Raw genomic sequence first — 13,297 nt, forward strand, 5'->3', positions numbered from 1 at the left:
CGTGGACAATGCCGAGCTTGTCGGCGGCGTGCTCGTCGACGCCGCCGATCCAAGAGCCGCAGCGTGTCAGCTTGCTGACCTACTCACCGCGCCTCATACGGACCGGTTCGCTACGTCACGCGCCGGATTTCATCCGGACCTCGTCGACCTTCTGCGCTCTCGCATCGGCGCAGACGCCGCCCGGATATCTACAGCATGTCAGGAGGGTGCGGCTTGGGTGCTGGGCCGTCGCTCCGTGGTGGTAGACGAGCCTTGGGATCTTGTCGCCTCGCTCCCCAGCGGAACACCACTGCCGCGAGGATTGCGGCGTACCACTGGCGAGACGCTAATAACACTTATTGTACAGGCACGTCACACGTTGCGACTCGCCGCACCCTTCATCGACCGTCCGGGCCTAGCGTTCGTCGGCGATGCACTAGCCGCAGCCACCGCGCGAGGTGTATTGCTGGAAATCCTCCTACCGACACGTTCGACGCACGCCGACGACGCACTTAACGAACTGTCGACCACAATCCGCGTCAGTGGCGCGATCGCCAATTTTCACATTTCCCGGCTAAGGCTCGATGCGCCCTGGCCGCACTTCAAGGTAATGACGTCCGACTCCGCAGCTGCATATATTGGAAGCGCGAACGTTACTGGTGCCGGGATTGCCGGAGGCAATCTGGAACTCGGTGTACTCATGCGCGGTCAAACCGTCGTCGTCGTCGAGCAGATCCTTGACCTCTATCGCGAGCGTTGATTAGAAGTCGGGTGAGATGGAACGTGGTTATCGCAAAGCCAGCGCGGTGCTGCCGGGTAACGGCGACGCGGGTCAAGTTCGTCGATCAACCTGTCGGCGGTGATCGAGCGTTCCACCAGCCCGCCCAAACATTCGCGGGCGTGTTCCTCGGCAATCGACACGATCTTCACCGACCGCCGTCGTTGGCGGCGGCGAACTGGGATCGACCGCCCACAACCGGTTGGGTGCATCGGCGATCACCGCGGTGACGGTGGGATCACCGATGAGCGGTCCCCGATGATGCGAACCCGGGAAGAGAGTCAGGTGAGGTCATTCGGTGATCAGTCGGTCCAGCAGGCCACCGGGTAGCGGGTGTGGGTGCAGGCCGCAGCGTACTCGGCCGGGGTCATGTAGCCCAGCGCCGAACCCCATCTCAGCGACCCACGATCAAGCGTATTGCGCTATACGGCTTATGGCGGTGCTGCGAGAGGCTGTGGGTCCGGTGTTGGTTGGGGTCTGCTGGTGCCGAGGCAGCCAAGGCGAGCTGGCACGGATGTACAACCGAGATTCACGGATGGCTATCGGCCGAGATACGGTCTATCGCGGTGTTCCAGGCATCGCGGCGAAGTCCCCCGGCTTGAAGTAGGGAGCCTGCTCGTTGGGGAAGGCCACGGCATCGCCCACGAGATCGGGAGAGTAGCCGTATGGGATGGATCAATTCTGGAGGTTACGCATCAGAACCGTTTGATTCGTGTCCGGTGCCATGAGGTGATCCATCAGAGGTTTGCCGCCTACTATCTGGATCCGCTGGAGAGCGTAGGCACCTTCTTCGCTCGGCGAAGACAACGTCGGGACTAAACATGATCAGTGCAGCGCAGGTGAAGTCGGCACCGATTGTAGTGCCGCCAACAGAAGTCTAGGGTCAGTTCGTGCAAACCTCGGAAAGCCTCGTGTCGATGGGGGCGTGCCACCGCACCACCCTCGCTGAACTCGGCCCTCTCTTGGCATCCTTCCAATTCGGCGCCTTCCGAGGCGAGCTGTGACCGCGCCGGTGTCGGCGATGCCGGTGTGGTCGGGCTTTCTCACGCCGGTGCTGGAAGTCCTTGCCGACGGCCACATCTGGCGTAAGCGCGACCTGCACACGGCGGTGGAGGAACATGTTGGGCTGACAGCTGAGCAGCGGGCCGAGGTGCTGCCGTCGGGGCAGGGGCGCGCTGACAACCGGATCGGGTGGGCGCTCAGCGGGCTGTACCGCGCGAAGCTCGTCGACAAGCCGGCCCGCGCTACCTTCGTCATCACCGATGCGGGCCGAGCTCTGCTCGCCGCTCACCCCGCAGGGATCACCGAGAAGATCCTGAAAGCGCTACCCGAGTATCAGGACTACACGCCGGTGCGGACAGGCTCCTCGAATGGCGACGCCGTAGCCGACGCACATGTCGCCGACGAAGTAGTCGACCCACTCGAGCAGATAGAGCGTGGTGTCGAACGCCTCCATTCCGAGGTCGCCGCCGACCTGCTGGCACGGCTGCGCGGTCAGGATCCGGCGTTCCTCGAACATTCGGTACTCGACGTTCTCGTCGCCATGGGATACGGCGGCACCGAAGGCCGGGCCGCCCGGATCGGCGGGTCTGGTGACGGGGGCGTGGACGGTGTCATCGATCAGGACCCGCTTGGCCTCGAACGCATCTACGTGCAGGCCAAGCGCTACGCCGCGGACAACACCGTCGGTCGGCCGGAGATCCAGGCGTTCGTCGGCGCGTTGCACGGCGTCGGAGCTGCCCGCGGCGTCTTCATTACCACGAGCGCCTTCACGTCGGGTGCCCGCGAGTACGCGCAGAACATCGGCACCCGCATCATCCTCATCGACGGCAGGCGTCTCGCCGAGCTGATGATCCGCTACGGCGTCGGCGTCCAGACGCGACAGACCTTCACGGTCGTCGAGGTCGACGAGGACTACTTCGAGTGATCCCAAAAATCCCATGAGCACACTCCACCCCTCCGCCAGCGACGAGAACTTCGCCGAGCTACAGCAGGACCCGTTCTTCGACCCCGCAGTCGACCTCATCGCCGACTACCTCACCCACGCGTTCGACGACCCCGCCGACGGGGAGGTGGACCGGTGGACACTGAGTGCGCTCCCCGCCACGAACAGGACCGCCGCGCGTCAGCGCCTGTTCACGCTGAACGTCGGGCCGATGGAAGTGCTGTATGTCGAGCGGTTCCTGGAGGGCAACGGCATCGTGGACTACCGCATCGCGATGTACGTGTCGGAGTCCGCGCTCACCGGAGAGACCCTTCGCACCCTCGCTCAGTTAAAAATTACCTTTCCACAGTTGCATTTTCAGCGCTCCGGACTGGCCTCTGCCGACGGCGACGGGATCGTCGTCGACTGGTTCGTCTCCGACGAAGGCGCCGACGAGCAGTTCTTCGGCCTGCCGCTCGCCGCAGCGATCCGACGCCTCGCTGAACTCCTTGTAACCAAGGGGCGTGGGCCGTACGCGCCATGTCACAACCGCGCCCTCGCAGCCGACGTCCTCGGGCGCATCAGCGGCGCCTGAGGATCAGCATTTACCGACTGTCGGCGCACCGACGGCGGAAAGGATCTCGGCATCGTAACCCCCCGCGGGTTAGTCTGCCTCAACTCTCGTAACCGCGGCCTCCTGAGCGGGGGCCAGATCAGGTGGACCGACCTCACGGGGTCACGTCAAAACCCACGGGCCATTGGGGAGCGGTCCACCTGACCTTGTAACTCGACTGGCTTCGCGCGCACTGGCCGCGCTCTGTGGTAGATCGGTACAGAGGTGGTCGTAGGCGTGATCGGGGGTTGGCGATGGCTCGGCGTCGGGGATTCTTCGCGGAATTGCAGCATCAGTTGCGGATGCGCGAGCGGGAGCAGCAGCGGATTCTTCAGCGGCAGCAGAGACTTGAGGCGCAGGCGGCGCGGGAACAGCAGCGTGCCGTCAAGGCCGCCGAGCTGGCATCGGCCCGTGCCGCCAAGGAGCAGCAGGTCCGCTACGTCGAGCAGCGGCGTGCCTATGCTGCACACCGGACTCGTATGGTTCGTGAACGAGTCGAGGAGCTTGCCTCGCTTCTGGCCAGCTACGTTCCCACAGAGGTGCTCTGGCCAACCGACCTCCTGCGGAGCGAGTTCCAACCGCGGCCGTTCACCCCTGGGCCCGAGCTAGCGGCCGCCAGTCCTGCGCCGGTGTGGGAGCAGTTCGCACCACCGGCACCGACGGGCTGGCAGCGCGTGCGGAGTAGTGGGTACCAGCGGCAGGTCGAGCAGAAGCGGGCGGATTTCGAAGAGGCTCTGGCGCAGCACATGAGCCGAGAAGAACATCGGATGGCTGCGTGGGATGCGGCCGTGAGAAGCCATGAGGCCGCCGAGCGGGTTCGAGCCGAGGAAGTCGAGCAGAGCAACGCTCAGCTGGAAGTCCTCCGGCAACGCTTCGAAGCAGCGGACCCGGCTGCGGTCGAGGAGTGCTTCGAAGTGTTCCTCAAGGCAGCGGGACTGCCTGTGAACCTGCCGATCGATGTCGAGGTCGCGTATCAGTCACAGCCTCGGCGGCTGTTGATCGACCGGAGGCTTCCAGGGATCGAGGTCATCCCACCAGAGCGAGAATACCGTTACGTCCGCGAGCGCGATGAGATTGTGAGTTCTGCTCGTTCGCCCAAAGAAGTGCAGCAACGTTATGCGGATCTGCTCGGCCGACTCGTGTTGCTCACGATGCGGGATGCTTTTGCTGTGCGACCGGGCTCTCTGGTCGAGGAAGTCGCGGTCAACGGCGTGGTCGCCGGGCGGAACAAGGCCACTGGGCGGCCGGAGGATCACGTCTTGATCAGCGTGTCCGCGACTCGCGCGCAGTTTGAGGATCTGGTGCTGACCGAGTTGGATCCTGTGGCGTGCCTACAGCAGCACTTGAACGCGATCGTTTCCCCACATCCTTGGGATCTCGAGCCGGTTCGACCGATTTTCGACCCGGACCTATCTCGCTACAAGCGGGCCGACTCGGTTGATGTGGCTAGCCAGCTCGATTCACGACCCGTGTTAGTGGAGATGCCGTGGAAGGACTTCGAACAGCTGGTGCGAGAGCTGTTCGAAGCAATAGGTATGCAGTCGTGGGTCACCCAGCCGTCCAAGGACGATGGTGTCGACGCCATCGCGATCAACCCCGACCCTGTCATGGGCGGCGAGTGTGTCATTCAAGCCAAGCGCTACAAAAAGGTGGTCGAGATCGATGCGGTGCGCGCATTGGCAGGTGTCATGGAGGACAAGCACGCCAGTCGCGGGGTGTTGGTGACGACCTCATGGTTCGGCAAGGCCAGCGACGATTTCGCGCGACGACACAATCGCATCCAGCTGATCGACGGCGCGCAACTGAAGTATCTCATCAAGGAGCATCTCGGCAAAGATGTCATTCCCGGCGCAATCAAGCCCTCACGACGCAGGGGACCGTCCACGCGCTCATGAGCCGCTCAAGACAGGCGTGGGCAACATACTGCTGCACGGATTGAGCAGGCCATGAGATTCGACCGTCCTCCGTATGTGGTAATGGACACCACCGAGTTACGTTCGGATTTTCGGCGGCGCCGCTGCTCCAGGGCAGGGTGAGACCGGCGCGGACGGCGTCGTAGTCACGCCGCAGGCCTCGGACGAAGAAGCGCAGCGCTGGTAGGTCGTCGGATTCGACTGCGGTCATCCACGCGTCCAATTCGCCGCCACGTCGCTCACGCATCATCACCGCGAAAGCACGTACGTGCCCGGCGAGCGGTGAGTTCCGGACTGGCGTCGAGCACGGTGTCGAGGCGTTGCTGATCGTGGGGATCGAGTGTGGTGAGATGGCTCATCAGCCAGGTAACGAAGCGGCGGACCGATAAGGGCTTGGCTGGGAGCCGGGGTGTGCGCTGGGCGGTGCGCAGTGGCTGCAGGAAGTCGAACAGGATCGTTCGGCTGCCGCGATATCCTCGTGCTCGGATCTCGGTGAGCAGCTCGCGCGTGTTGGTGCACCCTTCGTTCCAAGGTGCAGCAGACTAGGGTGTTTGAACTCGTACCCCGGTGCGACACACGGATATACCCGGTGCCACGGTCGTTGTCGAAAGTCAGTGCGGGCGAGCCCACTGAGCTTGAAGCGCTCGGTTGAGACGCCGGTCCAAGGCGTGCGAGGGGCGAACCCCGGTCTCGATGGGTCGCGTCCGGTCGTTCGGCTCGGCGCGCACGAGGTCGGTCCTATACTTCGGCTGTGTCGACCGAGCCCGTTGCTACCCAGGCGCATCTCGTGCAATACGGCCTAGAGGGCATGGATCCCATCACCCTGATGGCCTCGGTCCCGCAGCTCGACGACGCCGGTGCCAACACCGCCGATCGATACGATTGGCAGGCTGCGATGGCCGCGGCCGACGGGCTGGCCCTCTTGCTCCGCACATTGGTCGCCGGAAGTGATCTGAGCAGTGCCAAGGTGGTGTGCGAATTGCACGAAGACTGGTCTCTCATCTCAAGCGACGGGATCGAAGTGGTATCCGGCAAACACCGAGAACCCTCCGTCGGGCCCTACAGCACCTACGTCAAACTCCTGAAGGACGGAGGGCTGGCTCATCTGTTCAACCGCTGGGCGGCCCTGACCGAGCGCCCGACCTGCCGCCTCGTGACCTCCGGCGGACTAAGTGGTACCGGCGAGCCGAAGAAGCTGATGACAGCGGTCGAACATTTCAAAGGCCTCAAACGAGCTGCTCAGCCGGTCACCGGAGTCGGCACGCACACGGACGTTGTCAGCGCCGTTGTCACGAAGATTCCGCAGTACTGCGACCAGACGAAGAGTCGCTGGGACGGGGATCGTGTGCCCGCACTGTCATCGGACGAGCGAAAGAACGAAGTCGCCCGGTTCCTAGCCGCGCTGACCGTTGATGAGAACCGCCCTCACCGAGACTATGTCGCCGATCTGGCACCGAGCCGCTACGTCAAACCTGTGCTGGACAGTATCGGCGTGAGCACCGCAATAGCAGTCGCTGTTTGGGAAGCGGTACTGGACATATTCCGAGCACGGATGCGGAGCCGAGGGCCACTCCCCGGAGGCGGCCTGCCTGTCATCTTCGAGTCCTACCGCACGGGATCAGTGATCGCGCCGGAACTGGAACGGGCCATCGACAGCCGGACGGTGACAATGGAGGACCTCGATATCGTGATTCGCACGGCCTCCTCCAATCCAGCAGGGTTCGAACCCGTTCCGCGTCTTCCTCTGACATCACGCCTGGAAGTGAAGATGGACCAGGAACAATGCTCAGACAACACCATCCAACGCGCGCTCGCCCTGCGGCAGGACTACCTCGACTATTGGCGTGAACGAGAGAGTGGCGATCCCACCGCGCGCGCCGAACGACGGCGGCTGGAACGACGGCTGCAACAGGTGAGCGACTCCTCAACGAGCGCCCCTGGACGTCCGCCGCTGCGTGGCACGGCGTTGTGGCGACAGTTCGAGCACGACATCAACGCCCTGCCCGAGGGTGTGCTTCCACTGGGAATGGATCCCGACCTCGCCTTGGGAGGTATGTGCCAGTTGGCCGAGGAGTGCAAGGTGTGGTTCGGTCAACGGTTCGATGCCGCGACCGTTCTGGCCGCCAACCTGGCTCGTGACGAGGACGAATCATGATCGATCTCGACCCGACCGAACTCGCCTTGGTGCGCGAGGACTTGGCCTACCATCAGGCCCGCGTTCTCCTGCTCGTGAGAGCGGTATCGGCGACCAAAGGCAACGCGAACAAACTGGACGGCCTCACCAAGCTGGCCAAGCTCGATTTCCTGCTCCGCTACACCGCGCTCGCCCCGCAGGTGCTCGACGCGGTCGACCCACACGATCGGCGCCTACATCTGAGCCCCGGCGAGCTCGTCGCACCAACAGACGTCGAGGCTCCGATGATCCGATACAAGTACGGGCCCTGGGACGATCGGTACTACGCGATACTCGGCGCTCTCATAGGCCGCGGATTGCTGCGCTACACCCGGGCTCGAAAGGGCAGCGTCGCCGTCACGACGACAGCGCCAGGCGGGCGTCTGGCCGACCAGCTGGCCGCGAGCCCTCGGTGGGCTACCGTCGCGGCACGCAGCGCCGTGATCGCCGAAGCATCCGCAGGGATGAGTGGGAGCGCGTTGAAAGACCTCATCTACCAACGATTGGGTGGACTGATGGATCGTCCGCACCGTGAGGTGATCCGGTGAGTGTCCGCTTCCGTATCACCAGGGTGGTCTTGTCCACCACCGATGGGGAGGTCGAGTACAAATTCACCAACGATCTCACCGTCCTGGCCGGTCCCACGGGGGTCGGCAAGACAACCCTGCTCGAACTCATCAAGTTCGGATTCGGCCTCGACGCTACGATAGCCCCGGTCGCCACAGACCATATCGAGTCCGTCACGCTGGAAATGCGCATCGGCTACGAACGGCTGAGACTGGCCCGAAGCCTGGATCCCACGAAGAAGAAGAAGGTACGCGTCACAGATCTGTCGAGCAACGAGCGATTGCCCGACCAGCACACCGATCATCGTAAGCAGCCTGCGTTGAACTCGCTGCTGATGGAAGCTCTCGGACTTCCTGATGACATGCGCGCGGCAGCCGGAGGAAAGAGTACGCGAGAAGGTGACCTCATCACCTTCGGCGACATCTTCCACTACCTCTATGTGCCGCAAGGACAGATCAATCGCGACATCGCCCACTCGCAGGACAACTACCGCAAGGCCAAGCGTCGTATTGTATTCGAGCTGCTGTTCGACCTCACTGATCGGGACATCTTAAACCTGGCATCGAAGCTCAACAAGCTCAGGGGGGAGATCGTCACAGCCGAAACACGGTACAACACGGTCATCACATTCCTGCGCGACAGTGGGACCAAGACCCGGGAAGAAGCACAGGTCGCGCTAGAGGTAGCTGCTCGGCGGTACCAGGAGGCGCAGCTGCGCATGGCGGCCTTGAGGCAGAGGACTGACCCGGTTTCCGACAGGAAGACTCGTGTTCTCCGCGACATGCTCACTCAGGCCGAGTTCAAACTGGCCGAGCTGAACCGGGCCGATACCGAGACTCGTCGCCGTCGCAACGAATGTATCGCCGAGACCGCACGAGTCCAGGCCGACCTCGACCGACTGGGCCGGATGCGGGAAGCCGGGCAGCGGCTCGCCTCCATCGAGTTCAGCGTTTGTCCTCGCTGCATGCAGTCGGTGACCCATCGCTCGGTGCCCGAGTCGTCCTGTCGCCTGTGCTTGCAAAACGAGACAATCGTCGACGATCACGGTCACACACAGTATGAGATCGAACAGCTCACCGGTCAGCTCGCCGAAATGGCAGCGCAAATCAGAGTGCTGGACGATCATCGCGAATCCGTCGCAGCCGCAACGCGCGAGCGAGAACAGCTTGTCGCCGAACTGAACATGATTGTGGAAGAGAGGACCTCGAAGCGGATCAGTCCACGGCTTCAGGAATTCACCGATACCGCACAGGAATCGGCTGCGGCGCAGGTCGACGAGCAGCACATGGAATCGATCATTCGTCAATGGGAAACGGTTGATGAGTTGCGGGTCGAAGTGGATGACCTGCGTTCGGAGTACGCGGTGGTCGAGGGACGGCATAGCGATGCGGTGGAAGCGGTAGAAGAACGTCGAACAGAGATCATCGAGGAGATCAGTGAAGAGTTCGACGCTATGGTGCGAGCCATCGGAATCCCCGACATCGAAACAGCGCGAATCGACAGGACGACCTATCTTCCCGTCATCAACGAAACACCGTTCCACGTGCGGGCCAAGCTGGCAGGTGGGACCACCACCGCCACTCAGGTGGCGTACTGGTGTTCGTTGATGGCGGTAGCACTGCGTAACGTCGAGACACCCTATCCCGCCTTCCTGCTCATCGACAGCCCGCGCATGGGTCTGAACACGGCGAACAGCCTCGCTGCGGAGATGTATCGAGTGCTGACAACCCAAGTCGCGGCCGTTCCCGGCAGACTGCAGGTCATCATTGCGGACAACGAACTGCCGACGAGCTACATTCGCGAATACGCGCAGCTGAGCTTCGACTACGACAATCCGACAGTCTCGACCATCGAGCACCCGGGCCCGTCCAGCGTGGACAGCATCCATCAACGCAACGGCGGACGTCCTGACTCGGTGACGTGATCGGGGCCGCGCTGGACAGGCCCGGGGTGACACGGCTGGCGCTGCTGCACACACTCGGCACGTTTCTTCGAGCGCATCCCCTCCGCCAGCTTTCACCCGCGCGTTCACCTCGGTCGCGGTCGTCACGCCCGCGCGGTTCACCATGTCTGGCGACCTTCGGTGCTGTCGGATCGCTTGTAGGGCCGCTGTGCACGTGTGTGTGTGTGCCAGCGTTGGCGAAGCAAACCGAGGCCACGCTCGACAGCGCTCATGCGATCTATAACGGCGGGGTCATCCGGGTCATAACCTGCCTCGGTCAATGCATCACGGTCTTCCGGGCTCATGCCTGGTTGGACGCTGTACCTGTGGCCGAGGTTCCCGGCCATTCGGACGCCTTCTCGTCGTTGCAGTTCCTACCCGACGAGACTCGCCGGTAGCCCGCTGGTATCGAGGCCCTAGCTTGTCGTGTCGCCTGGCGGTGGCGGCTGAGGGTCGCGCGAGGCCGGCCCGCGTCCCAGTGGGTGGATGGTCCGCGACCATCGAGGTCGGAGAGACCGCCGCAACCTCGGGTACTTGCGGGTGTCGGCTTCGGCGTAATTCCGCAGTATCTCGCTGAGCCGGGCCGCGATCTGCTCGAGTTGCTCGGTAGTGAGCGCGGTACCGAATGCGGCGGTATCGAGGAGTTGGCTCCGTGCCACACCAACCATACTCACCGTGATCGGTCATTCCCCGTATTCTCGATCGGCATTCGCCTGAATCGCCTCAAGCGCGGACCAGTGGAGATACCCAATCATCTGGGGCGGGGCGACTCAAGAGCAGCAGCGCTTCGACCAGGCCGAGGCCCGACGCGCTTCCTCGGCCAAGGCCTTGGATCCGTTGTGGTGGGCAGACATCTCCGAACATCGGACCGCCCAATTGTCGGCGGTGGTGCCCGTATCGCTCACCCGCGTCACGGCTTCGCCTGCCCACCCTAGGGGAACCGAACGCCATGATGACAGCCAGCACCGGCACCCCGTGCGGCACGAATAGCGGAAGCCTGAGTGCTCGGCGGTGATGCTAGTCAGGAAGCCGGCAGCATCCCCCGGCTATCGCGATGCCCGGAAAGGGGACCAAGTCATCAGCGACTTCCTCGTGTGGCATCAAACTATGGAGGAGGCGGAGGGGTTCATACTTCGAGATCCGCAGGGAGGCAGAAGGATATTGGACGAGCAACTCATGGTTACCGATACTCCGTTAGGGGCACTACTGCAGTTGCTGGCATTGGCTCTGCAACGCTCGGCGGGCGATGAGCCAACCGTGCTCGTTGAGGAGAGGCCAGATGCAGACTGCCGCTCGCTGGACTGGGGGCCTGGCGCGGTCTACGCGGCTGGTGAGAATCTTTCAGCCATGCTGTCGGCACTGCTGGAAGCGCATCCTAGTGTCGTATGGATTCCTCTGTGGGAGCGCGCCGCCGAGTCGCGCCGACCACACTACGACCAGCACATGCAGGAGCTTCGGCCGTATTCGCGTGATTCGGGCCTGGCAGTCCTCTTGCCTGCGGGGGAACTCAGCTCCCGGGCTGCGGTGACGATGCGGCAGTACATGTACGCACACTGGGACGTGGTGGCGGTAATCGAGGCCGGACGTCCTACCCCCCTTGCGCATTTCCGCTTTCGAGTCGCAGCTGTCGTACTTCGGGCCAAGACTGATCCTGCGCCCCCTCTGAGGATGTTTCGCGTTCCGACGGACGCCGACGCCGACGATGTCAGATCCGACTTCGCACGTCTGTTGGAGCAAGGCGGAGGCCACAGCAAGTTCGGTTACGTTTTGCGCGAGATTCCAGACGCGGATATCGGTCTCAACTTCGATGCTCACGACCCAGCTGTCAAGCAGCAGCGTGCAAGCCTGTCAGGGTTCGGCGGTGTCGTTCGCCTGCGCGAGCTGTATGAGTTCCCGCCTAGGATCCATTACCTGGAGCTTAAAGAAAAGGAAAGTGCGCCCGATACCGCGGGTGCGGCGCGGGTTCTGCGGGGCCAGGACGTCGGCCGCGATGGGGTCCTGGCAGCACCTAGTGAGGACACGTGGTGGTCCTGTATAGCCGAGCAATTCCACCTCGCGGTAGGTGACGTACTGGTGCGGCGCATGTACCGTCGCAACGATTCCGGTGGTCTGGTGCTAGTCACCGTTCGCCCGGAGGACCTTCCGGCCGTGGCCTCGGACCACCTGCTGGTGATGAGACCCCGTGACCGGCAGGCGACGCGAGACAGAGAATTCGCCCTGAGGTTCCTCCGAACTCCTGTTGCTCTGACGCTGCTCAACGCCGCGCTGAACAATGCCCAGGAAGTGGTGCAAATTTTGGCGACGCCGTTGGCAGAAATGGTTGTTCCGCGACCGGATCAGGATTTGGCCGACGCGTTGGATGGTCTGGACGCAGCGAAGGATCGCCTTCAACGATGGCAGGCGCAGGCCGATGAAATCCTTACCTCGGTGTTCCGCGGCGACACGCCATCGGAAGCTCGGCGACGCATCATAGAGTCCGGCCGCACGCTGCGGTTACGTGTCGAGGCTGCCTCGTTGTTGGACGACCTCGGCCACACCGTGCGGACGCGCTTCCCGTACCCGGTCGCCGCACGTTGGCGCACCGCTGAGGTACTGCAGAGTACGGCACCAACCAGGGAAGCCTATGGAGCAATTCTGGACGCGACCGAGATCCTGCTGTGCTATTGCGCGCTGGTGACGTTGGCGTTGACCCGCCAGGAGGGTATCGAACTCGGCTCCGCCGGCGAGCTACGGGCGAAACTTTGCACCGGCCGCGCGGGGCCAGGCCTGGGTGAATGGACCGCAGTCCTGACCGAGGCCGCCACCACTAAGCGGCTCCGATCCATGACGCCGTCACATCCGCTCGGTGATCTGCGTGGCTTGCTCGCCAATGCCGCAGTCAATGGTGCACGGCAACGACTCGCCGACCGACGCAACGATCAAGCGCACATGCGTCACACCGACGCAGCCGACTTGCCGGACGCGGTGCGAGACGCCGCCAAAGACTTGAGAATCCTCCTCGACGCCGCCCAATTCCTGACCGACTGGCCACTTGTGCAGGTAGCTGCGGTACGGCGCGATTCGCTGACTCGGCGTTCCTACATCGAGTACCGCGAGTTGATGGGTGACCACCCAGTCGTACCAGTCAGCTCGTCCGAACATACGGACAACGAGTTGGAAGTCGGCAGTCTCTACCTCCGCGGCCCCGAACAGCGACTGCATCTCCTCCGGCCATTCCTGATCGGCAAAGATTGCCCGGTGTGCCGGAACTGGTCGACGTTCCATGTCGACAGGGCGCCACAGGGAGCGGTGGTCTTAAAGAGCCTTGAGCATGGTCATACGACGGTAGATTCAACGCTCAGCGACGTTCTCCAGATCGTCGGCCTGCTTTAGTCACCATCCCGGCATGAGATTCCTGATACAGGTTGG

9 protein-coding genes are annotated in these 13,297 nt (G+C 63.0%); 8 read left to right on the plus strand and 1 reads right to left on the minus strand.

All coding sequences use genetic code 11. The annotated features are described in order from the left end of the window. Position 1 precedes the first annotated feature (1 nt). From GVY64_RS27725 to GVY64_RS27755, 7 genes are all read left to right on the plus strand, one after another. On the plus strand, positions 2-739 hold the full coding sequence (locus GVY64_RS27725; protein WP_159847585.1) for a phospholipase D-like domain-containing protein: 738 nt from the start codon (positions 2-4) through the stop codon (positions 737-739). A gap of 1,018 nt (positions 740-1,757) precedes the next feature. After that, positions 1,758-2,684: a restriction endonuclease gene (locus GVY64_RS27730; RefSeq protein ID WP_236567261.1), complete on the plus strand. Its 927-nt coding sequence runs from the start codon at positions 1,758-1,760 to the stop codon at positions 2,682-2,684. Positions 2,685-2,697: 13 nt separating this feature from the next. Then, positions 2,698-3,276, plus strand: a complete 579-nt coding sequence (locus tag GVY64_RS27735; protein ID WP_159847588.1) for a hypothetical protein — start codon at positions 2,698-2,700, stop codon at positions 3,274-3,276. 302 nt (positions 3,277-3,578) lie between these two features. Beyond that, entirely contained in the window at positions 3,579-5,189 is a 1,611-nt protein-coding gene (locus GVY64_RS27740; protein WP_236567263.1) for a restriction endonuclease, read from the plus strand. Positions 5,190-5,958: 769 nt separating this feature from the next. Continuing rightward, a complete protein-coding gene (locus GVY64_RS27745; protein WP_159847591.1) occupies positions 5,959-7,362 on the plus strand; it encodes a hypothetical protein in 1,404 nt (467 codons plus the stop codon). Next, positions 7,359-7,928: a hypothetical protein gene (locus tag GVY64_RS38070; protein ID WP_159847594.1), complete on the plus strand. Its 570-nt coding sequence runs from the start codon at positions 7,359-7,361 to the stop codon at positions 7,926-7,928. The genes GVY64_RS27745 and GVY64_RS38070 overlap by 4 nt, the downstream gene beginning before the upstream one ends. Next, positions 7,925-9,871, plus strand: a complete 1,947-nt coding sequence (locus GVY64_RS27755) for an AAA family ATPase (protein ID WP_159847597.1) — start codon at positions 7,925-7,927, stop codon at positions 9,869-9,871. Before GVY64_RS38070 ends, GVY64_RS27755 begins: the two co-directional genes overlap by 4 nt. Before the next feature lie 434 nt (positions 9,872-10,305). Here GVY64_RS27755 and GVY64_RS39220 read toward each other — a convergent pair whose 3' ends face one another. Beyond that, entirely contained in the window at positions 10,306-10,557 is a 252-nt protein-coding gene (locus GVY64_RS39220) for a DUF6374 family protein (RefSeq protein ID WP_442939638.1), read from the minus strand. Between the two features lie 493 nt (positions 10,558-11,050). On the opposite strand from GVY64_RS39220, the gene GVY64_RS27760 reads away from it, so the two are divergent. Beyond that, positions 11,051-13,261: a hypothetical protein gene (locus GVY64_RS27760; protein ID WP_159847600.1), complete on the plus strand. Its 2,211-nt coding sequence runs from the start codon at positions 11,051-11,053 to the stop codon at positions 13,259-13,261. Positions 13,262-13,297: the final 36 nt, after the last annotated feature.

It is taken from the genome of Nocardia sp. CY41 (assembly GCF_009829325.1).
In the GTDB taxonomy this organism is placed as follows: domain Bacteria; phylum Actinomycetota; class Actinomycetes; order Mycobacteriales; family Mycobacteriaceae; genus Nocardia.